At 66.5% G+C, this 16,538-nt stretch carries 17 protein-coding genes and 1 other RNA gene; 9 read left to right on the forward strand and 9 right to left on the reverse strand.

Annotated elements, in window-relative coordinates:
• Positions 1-17: 17 nt before the first annotated feature.
• From Q7514_RS09775 to Q7514_RS09790, 4 genes are read right to left on the reverse strand one after another with little or no spacing between them, the layout of a single operon-like run.
• Positions 18-392, reverse strand: coding sequence for a DUF5655 domain-containing protein (locus tag Q7514_RS09775; protein ID WP_330133031.1), 375 nt, complete (start codon positions 390-392; stop codon positions 18-20).
• A gap of 53 nt (positions 393-445) precedes the next feature.
• The gene (locus Q7514_RS09780) at positions 446-1,330 is read right to left on the reverse strand and encodes an SURF1 family cytochrome oxidase biogenesis protein (RefSeq protein ID WP_330133032.1); all 885 of its coding nucleotides are present in this window, start codon (positions 1,328-1,330) and stop codon (positions 446-448) included.
• Between the two features lie 28 nt (positions 1,331-1,358).
• Positions 1,359-1,841, reverse strand: coding sequence for a low molecular weight protein-tyrosine-phosphatase (locus Q7514_RS09785; RefSeq protein WP_330133033.1), 483 nt, complete (start codon positions 1,839-1,841; stop codon positions 1,359-1,361).
• 1 nt (position 1,842) lies between these two features.
• The gene (locus tag Q7514_RS09790; protein WP_330133034.1) at positions 1,843-2,541 is read right to left on the reverse strand and encodes an HAD hydrolase-like protein; all 699 of its coding nucleotides are present in this window, start codon (positions 2,539-2,541) and stop codon (positions 1,843-1,845) included.
• Between the two features lie 93 nt (positions 2,542-2,634).
• Here Q7514_RS09790 and Q7514_RS09795 point away from each other — a divergent pair, with 93 nt between their 5' ends.
• The 4 genes from Q7514_RS09795 (at position 2,635) to Q7514_RS09810 (ending at position 6,460) form a co-directional block, all read left to right on the forward strand.
• Positions 2,635-3,774, forward strand: coding sequence for a Nif3-like dinuclear metal center hexameric protein (locus Q7514_RS09795; RefSeq protein WP_330133035.1), 1,140 nt, complete (start codon positions 2,635-2,637; stop codon positions 3,772-3,774).
• A gap of 122 nt (positions 3,775-3,896) precedes the next feature.
• Entirely contained in the window at positions 3,897-4,634 is a 738-nt protein-coding gene (locus Q7514_RS09800) for a zinc ribbon domain-containing protein (protein WP_330133036.1), read from the forward strand.
• On the forward strand, positions 4,592-5,734 hold the full coding sequence (locus Q7514_RS09805) for a bifunctional RNase H/acid phosphatase (protein ID WP_330133037.1): 1,143 nt from the start codon (positions 4,592-4,594) through the stop codon (positions 5,732-5,734). The genes Q7514_RS09800 and Q7514_RS09805 overlap by 43 nt, the downstream gene beginning before the upstream one ends.
• 216 nt (positions 5,735-5,950) lie before the next feature.
• Complete coding sequence (locus Q7514_RS09810) at positions 5,951-6,460, forward strand: hypothetical protein (RefSeq protein ID WP_330133038.1); 510 nt, start codon at positions 5,951-5,953, stop codon at positions 6,458-6,460.
• A 26-nt stretch (positions 6,461-6,486) separates the two neighbouring features.
• Here the strand turns inward: Q7514_RS09810 and Q7514_RS09815 are convergent, their stop codons facing one another.
• Positions 6,487-7,008, reverse strand: a complete 522-nt coding sequence (locus tag Q7514_RS09815) for a DUF1697 domain-containing protein (protein ID WP_330133039.1) — start codon at positions 7,006-7,008, stop codon at positions 6,487-6,489.
• Positions 7,009-7,065: 57 nt separating this feature from the next.
• Between Q7514_RS09815 and rnpB the strand changes: the two genes are divergently transcribed.
• From rnpB to Q7514_RS09835, 4 genes are all read left to right on the forward strand, one after another.
• Positions 7,066-7,486, forward strand: an RNA gene (gene rnpB, locus Q7514_RS09820) — RNase P RNA component class A.
• A gap of 248 nt (positions 7,487-7,734) precedes the next feature.
• Positions 7,735-7,914, forward strand: a complete 180-nt coding sequence (locus tag Q7514_RS09825; RefSeq protein ID WP_330133040.1) for a hypothetical protein — start codon at positions 7,735-7,737, stop codon at positions 7,912-7,914.
• A 46-nt stretch (positions 7,915-7,960) separates the two neighbouring features.
• Positions 7,961-9,379, forward strand: coding sequence for an RNB domain-containing ribonuclease (locus tag Q7514_RS09830; protein ID WP_330133041.1), 1,419 nt, complete (start codon positions 7,961-7,963; stop codon positions 9,377-9,379).
• On the forward strand, positions 9,376-9,978 hold the full coding sequence (locus Q7514_RS09835; RefSeq protein ID WP_408016063.1) for a CHAP domain-containing protein: 603 nt from the start codon (positions 9,376-9,378) through the stop codon (positions 9,976-9,978). Before Q7514_RS09830 ends, Q7514_RS09835 begins: the two co-directional genes overlap by 4 nt.
• Positions 9,979-10,007: 29 nt before the next feature.
• Here Q7514_RS09835 and pip read toward each other — a convergent pair whose 3' ends face one another.
• Both pip and Q7514_RS09845 read right to left on the reverse strand, forming a co-directional pair.
• Positions 10,008-10,970: a prolyl aminopeptidase gene (gene pip, locus Q7514_RS09840; protein WP_330133042.1), complete on the reverse strand. Its 963-nt coding sequence runs from the start codon at positions 10,968-10,970 to the stop codon at positions 10,008-10,010.
• A 3-nt stretch (positions 10,971-10,973) separates the two neighbouring features.
• The gene (locus Q7514_RS09845; RefSeq protein ID WP_330133043.1) at positions 10,974-11,405 is read right to left on the reverse strand and encodes a hypothetical protein; all 432 of its coding nucleotides are present in this window, start codon (positions 11,403-11,405) and stop codon (positions 10,974-10,976) included.
• A 169-nt stretch (positions 11,406-11,574) separates the two neighbouring features.
• Here Q7514_RS09845 and Q7514_RS09850 point away from each other — a divergent pair, with 169 nt between their 5' ends.
• On the forward strand, positions 11,575-12,849 hold the full coding sequence (locus Q7514_RS09850) for a hemolysin family protein (protein ID WP_330133044.1): 1,275 nt from the start codon (positions 11,575-11,577) through the stop codon (positions 12,847-12,849).
• Between the two features lie 6 nt (positions 12,850-12,855).
• Here Q7514_RS09850 and Q7514_RS09855 read toward each other — a convergent pair whose 3' ends face one another.
• The gene (locus tag Q7514_RS09855; RefSeq protein WP_330133045.1) at positions 12,856-15,582 is read right to left on the reverse strand and encodes a cation-transporting P-type ATPase; all 2,727 of its coding nucleotides are present in this window, start codon (positions 15,580-15,582) and stop codon (positions 12,856-12,858) included.
• Positions 15,583-15,635: 53 nt separating this feature from the next.
• Positions 15,636-16,487 carry a 3-methyl-2-oxobutanoate hydroxymethyltransferase gene (gene panB / locus Q7514_RS09860; protein WP_330133107.1) on the reverse strand — a complete coding sequence of 284 codons (852 nt, stop codon included), beginning with the start codon at positions 16,485-16,487 and terminating at the stop codon, positions 15,636-15,638.
• Positions 16,488-16,538: the final 51 nt, after the last annotated feature.

Below are 16,538 nucleotides of genomic sequence, written 5' to 3' on the forward strand. Positions count from 1 at the left end.
CACGCCGGACTTCCGAACTACCCGGCGGTCATCGAGGCGGTGTTGTATGCCTCTGTCAGCAGAGCGCAGAACCCGTCGTCCAGGTCGTCCGCCGACGAGAGACTCAAGCGATGAGTGGTGACCCTGCCCGTCGTGGGATACGCCTCACGCAACGTCGGGTGGTGGACGCGCCGGGAGAGATCCAGGGCCACTTCGAGACGGGTGGCGTACAGGAATGCGGCAGCGAACCCCCTCGGCGTCGATGAGGACGCCCGAGCCCACGAGATCTCCGAAGTGTGCACCGTCTCTTCGACGTCGTCACCCAGCGCGAGGACCAGGGCGCGGAATTTCCGGAACGCGTCGACGGCCGCGGGATCCTTGTCGGCCAGGTAGTCGTCGACGGTCGAGTACATCGGGAACTCCTCGTGTGGTGAAGCACCGGGCAGTGACGTGTGCCAGTACGTGGTCACCGGTGCCCGCCGTATCGGTCGGCCAGCTTGTCGCTGGTGGTACGAGCTGTCGAGGCGGAACGCACCGAACCCGAACGCACGATCGTCGCCTCGTTCGACGGAGGTTCCGGCTTCGCCGGAGCGACTTCATCGGTGTCCCGCGCCTTCGCCTTGCGACGTTCCCGAATCTCCGCCCAGACGAAGTATGCGAGCCCGAGGGGCGCCATGATGCCGAATGCGAGCCACTGCAATCCGTAGGACAGATAGGGGCCGGAATCGAGTTGAGGCAGCGCCTTCGCCTCGAGGACGCCGGGTTGCTCCGGATCGAGCTGAAGGTATCCGTTGACGAGATCGAGCCCCGACGCCTCGGCGATCTGGCCGGAGTCGATGAAGTAGACCTGCAGGTATCCAGCGTCGGTGAAGGGATCCCGATCTTCGACGGTGCCCTCCGACATGCGGATGCGTGCCTCGAGAGCGACCGGTCCGGTCGGTGGATCAGGAATCTCGGGCACCGCCGTGCCCTCGACGGGACGCACGTAGCCGCGGTCGACGAGGATGGTCCTTCCTTCGTCGAGCACGAACGGGGTGAGGACCTCGTAGGCAGGCTTGGACTCGGTGCTCCGCAACCGCACCAGGACATCCGAATCCGGGACGTAACTCCCCTCTGCGATGACCCGCCGCCATTCGGTCTCGACGGTCGCGCCGCCGTCGCCGAACAGTTCGCCCACGGGCACCGGGTCCTGCGACACGGACTCCGCGATGCGCTCGTTGCGCTCACCTGTGCTCGTGTTCTTGCCGAGCTGCCACGGCGCCAGCACCGTGAAGCATGCGTAGGCGAAGCCAACCACTACCAGAGCGAGGACAAGCCAGCTCGGGCGGAGGAGAAATGACAGTCGGCGCACACGTCCACGGTAGACCGTGATGCGTATCTCACTGCTGTCGCACCCAGTCGAGCAGGCCGGGTACGCATGCTTCGATCTGTTCCCGTACCTGCTCGAATGCGGCCAGCCCGCCGTAATACGGGTCAGGAACCGAGTCGTCGTCGGCGTCCGGATCGAAGCTGCGTAGCAACACTCGACGCTCATTCGGGACGCCGAGCACCGCGAGTTCGCGGTCGTGGCCGGTCGCGAGCGCTACCACCAGATCGGCCGACAGATGATCGTCCCCGAGTTTCGCGGCTCGGTGCCCGGTCGGGTATCCGTGCTTCTGCAGGATGGCGTCGGTGCGGGGGTCGGCGTCGGAGCCGATGTGCCAGCCGTGGGTGCCTGCGCTGCTCACTCGGACCCGGCGGTCGAGCCCTTCTCGTCGCAGATGCTCGAGGAAGATCTTCTCGGCCATCGGCGAGCGGCAGATGTTGCCGGTGCAGACGAAAGTCACATGCAGCGGCGCCCCGGTCACGCTTGTTCCAGCCATATCAGTGAGTGCCTGTCAGGAGGAACTGGAGGTCGTCGACGGCGGCGACGGTCGTCGCTGCTGAGGCGCCCTCGCCTTCGGTGCCGTATCCCCACTCGACGAACAGAGTGGGAATGCCGAACCGGCCGGCACCGTGGATGTCGTGTTCGCGGTCGCCGACCATCACGACATCGGAGGTTCCGCCCTGTGCGGCACCGACTGCTTCGACACCGAGTGCGGCGAGGCTGTGCGCGACTACGTCGGCCTTCGCGCGCCGGACACCGTCCTCACTCGCCCCGCCGATGAACTCGAAGTGGTCCGCTATCCCGAAGTGTTCCAGAATCCGCACAGCAGCAGACTCGTTCTTGGAGGTCGCCACCGCAAGGCGGCTGCCGGTGTCGCGGACGGCCACGAGCATCGCGCCGATGCCATCGAACAGGGCGTTCTCGGACCAGCCGGTGGTGGTGTAGTACTCGCGGTAGGCCGCCGACCCCAGTTCGATCTCGGCGTCGCCGAGGCCGAACGAGCGCAATGTGTCGCGCATGGGAGGTCCGAGCAGCCACTCGAGGTTTCCGTCGGGAACGGTGAAACCGACAGTCTCGGCGGCATGGAGGAAACCGTTGATCACGCCCGTCGCAGAATCGGTCAGGGTGCCGTCGAGATCGAACAACACGACCGGGGCGGGCAGCAGCAGCGGGTGCGGAGCGGCGAGGAGGGTCACCCGGCCATTGTCCCTGGTTCCCGAAGAACCGCAGCGTAGGGTCGTCGGCGGGCATCAGGACTGTGCGTGACGCGACCGAACGCAGGAGGATTCGTGACAGCGACGCTTCGTGAGGTGATCGAGGTACTCGACACGGCGTATCCGCCGTCGTTGGCGGAGTCGTGGGATTCGGTGGGGCTGGTCACGGGCGATCCCGATGACCCGGTCCGCAAGGTGCTGCTCGCGGTCGACGCTACCGAGGCAGTCGTCGACCAGGCCCTGGAATGGGGCGGCGACCTTCTCCTCGTGCATCACCCGCTGCTGCTTCGCGGCGTCGACACCGTCGGCGCGCACACACCCAAGGGCGCGCTCATCCACCGCCTGATCCGGGGTGGCTGCGCACTGTTCACCGCGCACACCAACGCCGATCGCGCCGATCCCGGCGTATCCGATGCGTTGGCGCAGGCGCTGGGTCTGACAGGGCTGCGGCCGATCGATCCGAAGCCGGAACCGGCCACCGACAAGTGGGTGGTGATGGTGCCGAGGCAGGCATCCGGCCCCGTACGTGCTGCGTTGTTCGAGGCCGGAGCCGGTGCGCTGGGCAACTACCGAGAATGCTGCTGGACGGCGTCGGGCACCGGACAGTTTCGTCCCGTCGACGGTGCCGACCCGTCGATCGGTGCGGTCGGGGAACTCGAGCGGGTGGCCGAGGACCGCATCGAGGTGATCGCCCCTCGCCGGGCGCGCGCCACGGTGCTCGCGGCGCTGCGCAGCGCTCATCCCTACGAGGTACCGGCGTTCGACGTGTTCGAGCTCGCCGAGCTGCCGAGCAACCGTGGTCTCGGTCGCGTGGGAGAGCTGCCGCACCCACAGACACTGCGCGAATTCACCGAGACGGTCGCGGCGGCGCTGCCGCCCACGGAGTGGGGTGTGCGCGGTGCCGGCGACCCCGAACTCCCGATCCGGACGGTGGCGGTGTGTGGCGGATCAGGTGACTCGTTCCTCGGAAAGGTTTCTGCCCTGGGTGTCGACGCATATGTGACGGCAGACCTGAGGCATCACCCCGCAGACGAACATCTCCGGTCCGGTGGACCTGCGCTCGTCGACGTCGCACACTGGGCCAGCGAACAACCGTGGTGCGCGCAGGCGAGCGCGATCCTCGACGAAGCGTTCGGCGAGCACGACGGATGGCAGTCCCGCGTCACGGACCTGCGCACCGATCCCTGGACGACGGCGGCCCGCGCGGTACGGTAATCAGCTACGAGACCGTCGTCGCGGTCCGGCCGCGGCCAGGGGCGCAGACGTGGTCCGGCCGCGGCCAGGGCCGCAGGCGCAGCCATTCCCGTGTCCAGAACCCGAAAGCAGGAACCACCCGAGTGAACGTCGAACCCGCAGTGCAGGCAAAGCTCCTTTCCATCGCCTCCGTGGACAATGAGCTCAACCGTCTCGCGCACCGTCGCCGCACCCTGCCGGAACAGCAGGAGGTGGACCGGCTCCAGGCCGAGCGGGCGTCCCGGAAGGACGCGGCTGTCGCCGTCGAGATCGTGCTCGACGACCTCGACCGTGACATCCACAAGATCGAGGGCGAGATCGAGGCTGTGCGCCAGCGCGCACAGCGCGACCGCGCCCTGCTCGAAGGCGGCAGCGTCGGCTCGAAGCAGTTGACCGAACTGCAGCACGAGCTCGGCAGCCTCGAGCGCCGGCAGGCCGCGCTCGAGGACGACCAGCTCGAGGTCATGGAGCGGCGCGAGGCATCGAAGGCCGACCATGATCACGCCGGCGCGCAGGTGTCGCAGATCGACGAGCAGCTCGGCGACGCGACCCGCGCCCGAGACGAGGCTCTCGCCGACATCGAGGTTGCCGAAGGTCGCTGTCGTAGCGACCGTGAAACCCTGGTTGCGGCGTTGCCTGCCGAGCTGGTGGACGTCTACGAGAAGCAGCGTGAGCGGTCGGGCATCGGCGCGGCGCTGCTGCAGGCCCGTCGTTGCGGCGCGTGCCGCATCGAATTGGATCGCGGCGAGATCGCCCGCATCACGGCTGCGCCGGCCGACGCGGTCGTCCACTGCCCGGAATGCAACGCGATCATGGTTCGTACCAAGGAATCGGGTCTGTGAGTCGGGTCGTCGTCGAGGCCGACGGCGGTTCTCGCGGAAATCCGGGGCCTGCCGGCTACGGTGCGGTCGTATTCGACTCAGAGCACCGAGCGGTGCTCGCCGAACGTAAGGCGAGTATCGGGCGTGCCACGAACAACGTGGCCGAGTACCGGGGGTTGATCGCAGGGCTCACTGCGGCGGCCGAGCTCGGTGCCGCCGAGGTCGATGTGCGGATGGATTCGAAGCTCGTCGTCGAGCAGATGTCGGGGCGCTGGAAGGTCAAGCACCCCGACATGATTCCGCTCGCCGCGCAGGCGCGGGAGTTGGCGTCGAAGTTCTCGCGCGTGAACTACACGTGGGTGCCGCGCGCAGAGAACGGATACGCCGACCGGCTCGCGAACGAAGCGATGGACGCAGCCGCGAACCCGCTCGGAGCCGCGGAGAACGCCGAGGCACCGACGACGCCGAAGCTCGAGACACCGAAGGCACCCGGATGGACGGGTGCGACCGGCGCTCCGACACGGATGCTGCTCCTTCGTCACGGCCAGACCCCGCTGTCGGTGGAACGCCGCTACTCGGGTCGCGGAAATCCTGAGCTCACCGAGCTGGGCCGCGGCCAGGCGTCTGCGGCCGCGCAGATGCTCGCGGGACGCGGTGGCGTTTCCGCGGTGGTGTCGTCGCCGCTCGGCAGGGCCAGAGAGACTGCCTCCGCTGCCGCCGACGCATTGAACCTTCCGGTGACAGTCCACGAGGGTCTGATCGAGACGGATTTCGGCGAGTGGGAAGGCCTCACTTTCAAGGAAGCTGCGGAGCGCGACGTCGATCTGCACAAGAAGTGGCTCGGCGACACCTCGGTACGGCCGCCCGGGGGAGAGAGCTTCGACGACGTGCGCACCCGCATCGCGGGTGTCCGGGACGACCTGACGACCCAGTACCCGGGCTCGAACGTGCTCGTGGTCTCGCACGTGACGCCGATCAAGACGTTGCTGCAGTTCGCCCTGGATTCCGGTCCGTCGCTGCTGTACCGCCTGCATCTGGATCTGGCGTCGTTGAGCATCGCCGAGTTCTACCCGGACGGCGGATCGTCTGTGCGCCTGGTCAACGACACGTCGTATCTGTAAGAAGTTCGACCGCACACGAAAAGTGGCCGCGCAGACATGTCGGGGGTGTGCCTGCGCGGCCACTCATCAGGTCTATCGGCTGCACGCTCGGCTCGTTACACAGATTCCGAATATCTTTCTCGGGAGTGCCCGGACCTGCATGTGACGACGTCGTTGTGGCAGGGAGCAGGCGTGCTCTGCCAAGATGGATTCATCACTCGAGCAGGAGGAACAGTGATGAGCGGCTATCAGGTTCATGCGTACGCGACCCACCCTGCCCCCGCACCGTTCGCTGCCTCGCCCGCCCCGGAATTCGTGGTGGATCGCCGACCGTGGTGGAGACGCCACCCGATCCTCACCACCTTGGGGGTCCTGTGGCTGGTCGGGTTCGCTCAGGAGGAACCGGCGGTCGCTGCGGTGATGCTCGCCGTCCTACTCGCTGCGGTTGCGGCAGGGAGCCGCCGGCGCTCCCGCGACGAGCGTCGCCGCGAGGAAGCGGCCATCGTCGCTCGCGCCGACGCACAGCATCAGGCGTACCTCGATGGTGATCCTCGGGGAATCTACGGATTCCCGACCGAGCCGGCGACGCTCCCGCAACCGATTCCGTACTACCGCCCCGCCGCGCAGCAGCCTTGGATCGCGCCGAACGCACAACAGCCGCGTGCGCAGCACCACCAGTACGCACAGCACATGCAGCAGTGGCACACCCACACACATCACGGGCACTACCGGCGATACCACTGCTAGCGCGGCAGGGATTCAGCAGCGTGAACTCACAGCAGTTTGCGCACCGTCCGCATATTGCGGTTGGTGGTCACCGGCTTGTACCTGGCCGCGCCGATCTTCTTGCTGAAGTCGCTGCCGATGGTCGCGCCCTTCTCGACCTCCCAGTAGACGACGCCGTCACCGACCGCGATCTGTTCGACCGTCGGATCGAGAGTGTTGCCTAGGCCGGCCAGTTCACCGAGTACCGAATCATCGGCGACGAACACTGCGTACGAGTGCCGGCCGTCGACGTCCTCGTCGAACGGGTACGCCTCGGAAACGGCCGACAGGTACGACTGCGGATGGACGAACACGTACGCGTCGTACCCGAACGTGTCGGACAGGGAGTGTTCGATCCGAGCCTTCAGATCGGTAGCGGTGCCGTCTGCGTCGAACAACACATTTCCCGAGGCCAGGACCGTCCGGACATTGCCGAGGCCGATGCCGGTGAACAGCGCGGCGAGATCGGCCATCTTGATCCTGACGCCGCCGACGTTGATTCCGCGCAGCAGGGCTACGTATCGAGTCATGCTTACAGACCGTAGTTCGCGTCGGTGACAGTCGGGAGGCTAGTCTGTTCGAGCGGATGAGTCGGCCGGGCGACCGCGGGGCGGGGAACCGGCACCGAATGGTGCCAGGCCCTGAATCGAGGAAAGTCCGGACTCCACAGAGCAGGGCGGTTGCTAACGGCAACCCGAGGTGACTCGCGGGACAGTGCCACAGAAAACAGACCGCCTGCCCTCCGGGGCAGGTGAGGGTGAAACGGTGCGGTAAGAGCGCACCAGCATCCCGGGTGACCGGGGTGGCTTGGTAAACCCCGCCCGGAGCAAGGTCGAAGGCCGCACCGATTCCGTTCCGGGAACCGGTGCGGCTGCGCAGGTGTTCGAGGGCTGCTCGCCCGAGCCTGCGGGTGGACCGCTCGAGGCACCCGGCAACGGTGTGTCCAGATGGATGGTCGTCACCCCGTCTCGACGGGGACAGGATCCGGCTTACAGGCCGACTCGTCCGCTCTGCCTCCCGGTACTGCGCTGCCGGGGGTGCTGCTACTTGTCGATCACAGCGGCCCGACGACCAGCAGATGTGCCCAGTGCGAGGCGGCTTCCGGCCCGATGTACGGAAGAAGGGTGTCGAAGAGAATGTACGACATGTGTTCGGCTCCTCATTGATGACGGTCTGTGGTGCCGGGCCGACGGTACCAGCCACGCCGGACCTCGTGTAGCGGCAAAAAGTCGACCTTGTTCGGGCACACTTGAATCATGAGCGATGAGGGCTGGTACTACGACGTGAGCACAGGCAAGGTCAGTCAGGGCAAGGATCCGGGTGCCCTCAACCGCATGGGGCCGTACCCCGACAAGGACACAGCCGAGCGCGCCCTGGAGATTGCTGCCGAGCGAACCAAGGCGGCCGACAAGGCCGACGACGAATGGAACAACTGACACCGCGGCACGCACGAGGATTACAGGGCGCAGGAGAATTACGCCAGTGGTGACAGCACCCTTCGTCGTCGCCCCTGCGATCGACTTCGCAGCCGTACGCTCCGAATTCGGTCTCGACGACGGATATCCGGCGGATGCGCTCGCGGAAGCCCGCGCGTGCACGGACCGGTTCGGCGGCGACCGCGAGGACCGCACCGACCTAGCGCTGGTGACCATCGACCCCCCGGACTCCATGGACTTGGACCAAGCACTCCACCTCGAGCGCACGGCGGGCGGCTTCGTTCTGCACTACGCGATCGCCGACGTGTACGCCGTCGTCGAACCGGGCGGTGCGCTCGAAGCGGAGACGCATCGCAGGGGGCAGACGTTCTACCTTCCCGACGGGTCCGTTCCGCTGCACCCGCGGGAACTGTCGGAGGGTACGGCGAGCCTGCTCCCCGAGGCGATCCGTCCCGTGGTGCTCTGGCGGATCGAGATGGACGAACGTGCCGAACCCGTGGCGGTCACGGTACGTCGTGCGCTGATCCGCTCCGTCGCGCGACTCGACTACGCGGGCGTACAACGCGACACCGAGGCCGGGACACTGCATCCTTCCATCGCAGCGTTACCCGAATTCGGTCGGTTGCGGGCGGTGGCGGCACTCGGACGGGGAGCCATCGAGTTGCGTCTACCCGAGCAGGACGTGACACCCCTCGAGGACGGTTGGACACTGACGGTGCAACCCCGCACGGATGCAGACGACTGGAACTCGCAGGTGTCGCTGCTCACCGGAATGTGTGCGGCGCAGTTGATGCTCGATGCGAAGGTGGGCCTGTTGCGGACACTGCCACCTGCGGATGAGGACGCCGTCGCGGCGCTGCGTCGCACGGCGACCGCCTTGGGTGTGCCGTGGCCCGACGATGTGCAGGTCGGTGCGTTCCTTGCCGGTCTCGACGCGAACACGCCGTCGACGCTCGTGCTCATGAGCGAGGCTCCCACCCTGCTGCGCGGCGCATCGTATGCGACGTTCGACGGTGAACTACCCGGATCGAGCCTGCACGGTGCGATCGGTGCACCCTACGCCCATGTGACCGCTCCGCTGCGCCGCCTGTCGGACAGGTACACGACCGAGGTGTGTCTCGCGGTGTCCGCGGGCGCCGCGATCCCGTCGCACGTCCGCAACACGCTGCCTGTACTGCCGAAGATCATGTCGTCGACGGACTCGTTGTCGGGAAAGGTCGGGCGCGCATGCATCGACCTCACGGAGGCCGTCGTGCTCTCGTCGAGGGTCGGGCAGGAGTTCGACGCGACAGTGATCAAGGAGGCCACCGACCGTCGCGACGCCGAGGTGTTCGTGGCGGCAGAGACCGTCATCGCACCCTGCGCCGGGAAACCGCCGGAAGGCGAGCGCGTCACCGTCCGGCTGACCGGTGCGGATCCTGCCGCCCGGAAGGTGCACTTCACGTACGAGTTCGCACGCGCATGAGTACCGAGACCCGGACTGCGGGTGGCGGCAGGCATGCGGCGACGAGAATTGTCGTGGTGCTCGCCGCGCTCACGCTGATGCTCGTCGCCGCAGTGTGGTGGTGGGCGCCGAGCCGATACCTGCCCTGGGACACCGCGTCGTTCCCTGCGGTCGACTCCGAAGCGTTGTCGGCGGAGCAGGCGACCGTCGTGCAACTCCTCGAGGGCGAGCACCGGACGCAGCGCCCCGGCACCTTCTACTCGGAGGGTGTCGAAGAGCAGTGGTGTGCCGACTTCGTCAGCTGGATCATGCGGGAAGCAGGTATGCCGCTGTCGAATCCGCACTCCGGACACTGGCGGATCCCCGGGGTGTACACGCTGCAGGAATACTACGAGCAGCATGATCGCTTCGAATCGGTGGAGTCCGGCTACCGGCCCGAGGTGGGCGACGTCGTCCTGTACGAGAACACCGCAGGTTTCGGGCAGCACACCAACATCGTCGTCGCGGTCGACGGTGACGAGGCGATTACCGTCGGCGGCAACGAGTTCGGCCGAATTCGTGTCCACACGCTCGACTGGCGGGACGACTCGGCCGTGGTGGGATTCGGTCGGCTCCCGTGACGTCGCGGTGTCATCGGGGCAGCACGGTGTTATCGGAACAGGTCGGTCGCTTCCACCAGATGGTGGGTGATGCCGGGTTCGTGCGCGGAGTGTCCGGCGTCATCGACGATGTGCAACGCCGAGCCGGGCCAGGCGCGGTGAAGATCCCACGCGCTCATGGCGGGGCACACCACGTCGTAGCGGCCCTGCACGATCACGCCTGGGATGCCGTGCAGGAGATGGGCATCCCGCAGCAACTGCCCTTCGTCGAGGAAACCACGATGGTAGAAGTAGTGATTCTCGATTCGTGCGAAGGCGAGCGCGAAGCGGGGTTCCGCAGTGTCGGCGACGTGGTCGGGCTGCGGTAGCAGCGAACTCGTTCCGCCCTCCCACGTCGACCACGCGATCGCTGCGCGCAACGCGACGTCCGGATCGGGGGAGTGCAGCAACCGGTGATAGGTGTCGACCGGGTGCTCCACAGGTCCGGCGCCGGCCAGCGGTGCGAGAAAGCCTTCCCACAGGTCCGGGAACACCGCCCCGGCTCCGCCGTTGTAGTACCAGTCGATCTCGCTGCGGCGCAGCAGGAAGATTCCGCGCAGCACCAGTTCGGTGACGCGCTCGCGGTGACGTTGCGCGTACGCCAGCGCGAGTGTCGACCCCCACGATCCGCCGAACACCATCCAGCGCTCGATATCCAGGTATGCACGTAGCCGCTCGATATCGGTGAGTAGGTGGTCGGTCGTGTTGACCGACAGGTCGGCCCCGTCGGCAACATGTGGCCGCGACCGCCCGCACCCTCGCTGATCGAACATCACGATCCGGTAGGCCTCGGGATCGAAGAACCGGCGTTGTTGCGGCGACGTACCGCCGCCCGGCCCGCCGTGCAGGAACACGACGGGCTTGCCGTCCGGGTTTCCGCTGACCTCCCAGTACACCTGCTGATCGTCGCCGACGGAGAGGAAGCCGTGGTCGTACGGTTCGATCGGGGGATAGGGCTTACGTCGGTCGGCCATCGCCTAGAACCCGACGAGGGACGAGGCGAGATCGGGAATCTGCAGGGCGGTCAAAGTCTCGTCGCGCACTTGGGAGCACTGCTCGGAGGTGATGGTGTCGACGCGCGCACGATCCCCGGCCAGTGCGATCAGGTCGATTCCGTTTGCCGCACCCCATTCGCCGACGAGGATGTTCAGGCCACCCTTCCCGACGGACGGCGTGTAGGTGCGCCAGCTCCGCAGTTGGCCCTCGATGCGGGTGCACAGGTCGGCGGCCTGGGCTTCGGTGACGCCGCCGGGTGCGTGCGCGGGTTCGGACGCTGGTGGTGCCGGGGTGTTCGACGGTGTCGGATCCGAGGTGGTTCCGGGGGCGCACGCGCCGAGCAGGCCGATCATGGCTGCGGCTGCGGCTGCGGCTGCGGCAGCAGCGACAGGGACGCGTCGGAATCGGGTCATGTGGGAGCGCACCTCGCGGTTCGGTGGTCGTGGTCGTCGTCGAGTGTGCCATCGAAACCTGAAACGCCGATGAGCGCCCTTCTAAGCTGGGTTCAGGGTGTCCGACCGTCGAGGAGTCAGGTGACATGGCCGATCTCGCACTGCTTCACAGACTGGACGGAATCGGCTCATGACCGCGTCCGTTCTCGGCAATTCCGCACTCGTCCTCACGTTCATCTTGCTGGGCGGAGTGTTCGCGGCAACCGAGATCGCGTTGGTGTCACTCAACGCCGGCCGGATCCGTGCGCTCGAACGACGAGGTGGTCGGGCGGCCCGGGTCGGCGTGCTTGCGCGGGATCCGAACCGATACATGTCGGCCGTGCAGATCGGTGTCACTGTCGCAGGTTTCTTCTCCGCGGCATACGGTGCTTCGGCGATTGCACCTGGACTGGAGCCGATACTCAACGCGTGGGGGCTGCCGAACGGTGCGGCCTCCGCGATCGCGCTCGTCCTCACCACGCTCGTGATCTCGTACCTGTCGCTGGTACTCGGTGAACTCGTGCCCAAGCGTATCGCCCTCCAGCGCGCCACGAGTGTGGCTCTCCTGGCCGGGCCTGTGCTCGACAAGTTTGCGTTCGTGATGCGCCCGGTGATCCGGTTGTTGTCCGTGTCCACGGATCTGGTGGTGCGGGCCGTCGGCGGAGACCCTGCCGCGCGGGGCGAGGAGGTCACCCATGACGACCTTCGGGACATGGTCCATCAGACGGCGATTCCGGAGCACGAACGGATGCTGTTGTCGGAGGTCTTCGACGCGGTGGAACGTTCGCTGGCCGAGGTGATGTTGCCGCGCACCGAGGTGCACTTTCTCGAGGCGTCGGCTCGGATTGCCGACGCGCGTGACGAGGCACTCCATGGTGGGCACATCAGATATCCGGTGACGGGACGATCACTCGACGACGTCGTCGGGATCGTCCACGTCCGCGATCTGATTCTCGCCGATCCCGACGCGACGGTCCGCGACGTGTGCCACGAAGTATTGCACCTGCCGATGACCATCCCTGCGTTGACGGTGCTGCACGATCTGAGGCTCGGCGACCAGCAGTTTGCGGTCGTCGTCGACGAGTACGGCGGTACGGCCGGGATCGTCACCCTCGAGGACATCGTCGAGGAGATCATCGGTGAGATCGGCGATCGGAATCCGAGGATGGAGTCGAACTCGGATGCGGGGTGCGTCGACGGGTTGATGATCGTCGAGGACTTCTCGGCGGAGACCGGGGTCGTACTGCCGGACGGAGATTACGAGACAGTGGCGGGGTTCGTGCAGGAACGCCTCCAGCATCTCCCGGTCGTGGGGGACAGCGTCGTCGTCGGCCGCCATCGGCTTATCGTTGATGCGCTGGACGGCCGCCGGGTCGCGAGTGTTCGGCTGGTCGCGGTCGACGAAGAGAAGAACAACGACCTATGACGCCGATCATGACAGTGCAGATGCCGATGACCGCTCTCGCATCCGTGAGCGGCGTACGCGGCGAACCACCCATTTCTCCGATTCCGCAACCACGAACACCAGCAGACCTGCGCCGAGTACTTTGCCCCAGTCGGCAAGAGTCAGTGCCGCCGAACCGAAAACCGCCTGCATGAACGGTGCGTATGTGAAGAGCAACTGCAGGAGAGCACACACCGCGACGGCGCCGAGGACGTAGGGGCTTCCGAGCATTCCTTCGCGGTCGAGCACGGAGTTGTAGATGCGGCGGCTGTTGAACAGGTAGAACATCTCGGCAACGACGATCGCGTTGACCGCGACGGTGCGTGCGACCTCGACCGAGGTGCCGGATTCGAGCTCCCACAGGAACAACCCCAGAGAGCCGGTCATCATCAGTACGGACACCATCGCCACCCGCCACACGAAGAACGGGGTCATCAGTGACTGTCCCGGCGGACGAGGCGCACGCTGCATCACTGTCTTCTCGGTGGGTTCGAAAGCCAATGCGAGACCGAGGGTACTCACGGTGGCGAGGTTGATCCACAGCACCTGGGCGGGAGTCATCGGAAGGGTCAGCTGGAACACGATGGCGGCGATGACCACGAGTGCTTCGCCGCCGTTGGTGGGCAGCATGAACAACACGAACTTCTTGATGTTGTCGTAGACTCCACGGCCCTCGCGCACGGCAGCTGCGATGCTGGCGAAGTTGTCGTCCGCGAGCACCATGTCGGCCGATTCCTTGGCTGCCTCGGTGCCGCCCTCACCCATTGCGACGCCGACGTCGGCGCGGGTGAGAGCAGGGGCATCGTTGACCCCGTCGCCGGTCATGGCCACGACCTCGCCGTTGTCCTGCAGGGCACGGACCAGACGCAGCTTGTGTTCGGGGCTCGCGCGTGCGAATACGTCGGTTTCGGTGACGACGTGGCGCAATGCCGTGTCGTCGAGGGCCTCGATCTGCGCACCTGTCACCGGTGCCCTGCCGACGCCCAGGCCCATCTGGGCGCCGATCTCTGCGGCCGTGTCGGCGTGATCGCCGGTGATCATCTTGACCTCGATCCCGGCGCGGTGGCATTCGCGCACTGCGACGACGGCATCCTCGCGGGGCGGGTCGATGATGCCGACGAGCGCAAGAATGGTGAAGCCTTGGTGTGCGTCCTCGAATTCGAGTGTTCCTGTCGCGGGCTCGCGGTCGCGGTACGCCAGCGCCAGCAATCGCAATCCCTGTGCGGCAACCTCCCTGGCGCGACGATCCCAGTATGCGATGTCGACGGGGTGTTGGTCGTTTCTGTCGTCGAGTTGGTGTGTGCATGCCGAGAGCACACTTTCGGGGGCGCCTTTGAGGAGGATCCGTTCGCGTCGTCCGTCGTCGTGGCGGTGGAGGGTTGCCATGAAGCGGTGTTCGGACTCGAACGGGACGACATCGAGACGCGGCCATGCGGCGGTGGCTGCGTCCGCGGACAGGCCTGCTTTCCTGCCGAGGACCAGCAAAGCGGCCTCGGTGGGATCGCCGTCGATCTCCCACGACCCGTCGGCCTCGAACACCTTCGAATCGTTGCACAGCACCCCGGTCCGGATGGCGAGGTCCAGCGCGGCGGACGACTCCCTGGTGACTGTGGTTCCATCCCCGGTGGTCAGGGTGCCGACGGGCGCATAGCCGACTCCTCCCACATCGATCGTGCGGGACGCGCCGACGACCTTCTGGACGGTCATCTCGTTGCGGGTGAGGGTGCCCGTCTTGTCGGAACAGATCACCGTGACGGAACCGAGTGTCTCGACCGCCGGGAGCCTGCGCACGACGGCGTGGCGTTGCGCCATGCGTTGGACGCCGAGAGAGAGCGTCACCGTCATGACCGCGGGTAGACCCTCGGGTATCGCGGAGGCCGCCAGTGCCACGGCCATCGTGAACATCTCGGCCGGGGTCTCGCCACGTACGACTACCCCGAAGGCGTACGTGGCCGCCGCAGCGACCAGGATCACCGCCGCGAGCCAGCGCCCGAAACCTGCGATCTGACGCAGCAGCGGTGTGGTCGTGGTGTCGATGCCCGTCAGCAGCGCGTTGATGCGGCCGAGTTCGGTGTCGGTGCCGGTGGCGACGACGACCCCGTCGCCCTGACCGAACACCGCGACCGTCCCGGCATAGCAGGAGGAGCGGCGGTCACCGAGTTCGCTGTCTTCGTCGACGGGCAAGGTCGACTTCTCCACGGGGAGGGATTCGCCGGTCAGTGCGGCCTCGTCGATGCGGAGATCACGGGCGCGGATCAGACGCAGATCTGCGGGGACCCGGTCGCCGGACACGAGCCGGACCACATCGCCGGGTACGAGATCCACCGCCCCGATGTCGACGATCCTGCCGTCCCGGCGAACCCGTGTGTGTGGTGCGAGCATCGATCGGATCGAGTCGAGCGCCGATTCTGCTCGACCTTCCTGGATGAAGCCGATCAGGGCATTGACGACGACGGCGCCGAGCAGGACGGCGGTGTCGATCCAGTGTTCGAGAAACGACGTGACGATGGCAGCGCCCATCATCACGTACAACAGGACATTGTGGAACTGGCGCAGCAGACGCCACCACCAGCGGTCCGAACGGGGCGTGGGGAGGCTGTTCGGGCCGCGCTCTGCAAGCCGGCGGGCGGCCTCGGCCGAATCGAGACCCGCGGCGGATGCGTCGAGTCGAGTGAGGGTTTCACCCGACTCGAGCGCGTGCCACGGCGTACTCATTACCCGCAATTTACCGTCGCGGGGTCGTCAGCGCTTGGGTCGGACGAGCGGTCTCAGAAGGAATGTTCTGGGCCGGGGAAGCTCCCGCCGACCACTTCCGATGCGTACTGCGCTGCGGCATTACGCAACTCGTCGCCGACAGACCCGAATTTCTTGACGAACTTCGCGGTCTTGCCGTTCGTGTACCCGGCCATGTCCTGCCAGACGAGGACCTGCGCGTCGCATTCGTTGCCGGCGCCGATGCCGACGGTGGGAATGGTCAGCTTGCGGGTGACCTGGCCGGCGAGTTCGGCGGGAACCATCTCCATCACGACGGAGAATGCTCCGGCTTCCTGGACTGCGATGGCGTCGGCAATGAGCTGCTCGGCGCCGTCGCCGCGTCCTTGCACCCGGAATCCGCCGAGGGTGTTGACGGATTGCGGAGTGAAGCCGATATGTGCCTGTACGGGGATACCGGCTGCGGTGAGTGCAGCGATCTGAGGTGCGATGCGCTCGCCGCCTTCGAGTTTGACGGCGTGTGCGCCGCCTTCCTTCATGAACCGGATGGCGGTGGTGAGGGCCTGTTCGGGGGACGCCTCGTAGGTGCCGAAAGGCAGGTCGGCGATCACGAGAGCGTGCGGAGCGCCGCGTACGACGCCGCGGACCAGCGGGAGCAGTTCGTCGACGGTCACCGGCACCGTGGTGTCGTAGCCGTAGACGACGTTGGCGGCCGAGTCGCCGACCAGGAGTACCGGAATCCCGGCCTCTTCGAAGATGCGGGCGGTGGAGTAGTCGTACGCGGTCAGCTCCGCCCAGCGGGTGCCTTCGGCCTTCATTGTCTGCAGATGGTGGACTCGCGTCTTGCGCTTGGGGGTGTTTGCCGGGGCGGAGCCGCCACCGTACACGGACGTCACATTTTCCGACATCATTGTCTCTTTCTTCCTCGAGGCCCTTCTGAGGGTCCCCGGGCGGGTGAT

Source organism: Rhodococcus artemisiae (assembly GCF_036327795.1).
Taxonomy (GTDB): Bacteria; Actinomycetota; Actinomycetes; order Mycobacteriales; family Mycobacteriaceae; genus Rhodococcus; species Rhodococcus artemisiae.

What these genes read in the sequence shown, in the direction of transcription:
- Q7514_RS09775 (WP_330133031.1), bottom strand. Translation starts at nt 392, where the DNA reads ATGTACTCGACCGTCGACGACTACCTGGCCGACAAGGATCCCGCGGCC.
- Q7514_RS09785 (WP_330133033.1), bottom strand. Translation starts at nt 1,841, where the DNA reads ATGGCTGGAACAAGCGTGACCGGGGCGCCGCTGCATGTGACTTTCGTC.
- Q7514_RS09805 (WP_330133037.1), top strand. Translation starts at nt 4,592, where the DNA reads ATGCAACGCGATCATGGTTCGTACCAAGGAATCGGGTCTGTGAGTCGG.
- Q7514_RS09810 (WP_330133038.1), top strand. Translation starts at nt 5,951, where the DNA reads ATGAGCGGCTATCAGGTTCATGCGTACGCGACCCACCCTGCCCCCGCA.
- Q7514_RS09815 (WP_330133039.1), bottom strand. Translation starts at nt 7,008, where the DNA reads ATGACTCGATACGTAGCCCTGCTGCGCGGAATCAACGTCGGCGGCGTC.
- Q7514_RS09825 (WP_330133040.1), top strand. Translation starts at nt 7,735, where the DNA reads ATGAGCGATGAGGGCTGGTACTACGACGTGAGCACAGGCAAGGTCAGT.
- Q7514_RS09835 (WP_408016063.1), top strand. Translation starts at nt 9,376, where the DNA reads ATGAGTACCGAGACCCGGACTGCGGGTGGCGGCAGGCATGCGGCGACG.
- pip (WP_330133042.1), bottom strand. Translation starts at nt 10,970, where the DNA reads ATGGCCGACCGACGTAAGCCCTATCCCCCGATCGAACCGTACGACCAC.
- Q7514_RS09845 (WP_330133043.1), bottom strand. Translation starts at nt 11,405, where the DNA reads ATGACCCGATTCCGACGCGTCCCTGTCGCTGCTGCCGCAGCCGCAGCC.
- Q7514_RS09850 (WP_330133044.1), top strand. Translation starts at nt 11,575, where the DNA reads ATGACCGCGTCCGTTCTCGGCAATTCCGCACTCGTCCTCACGTTCATC.
- Q7514_RS09855 (WP_330133045.1), bottom strand. Translation starts at nt 15,582, where the DNA reads ATGAGTACGCCGTGGCACGCGCTCGAGTCGGGTGAAACCCTCACTCGA.
- panB (WP_330133107.1), bottom strand. Translation starts at nt 16,487, where the DNA reads ATGTCGGAAAATGTGACGTCCGTGTACGGTGGCGGCTCCGCCCCGGCA.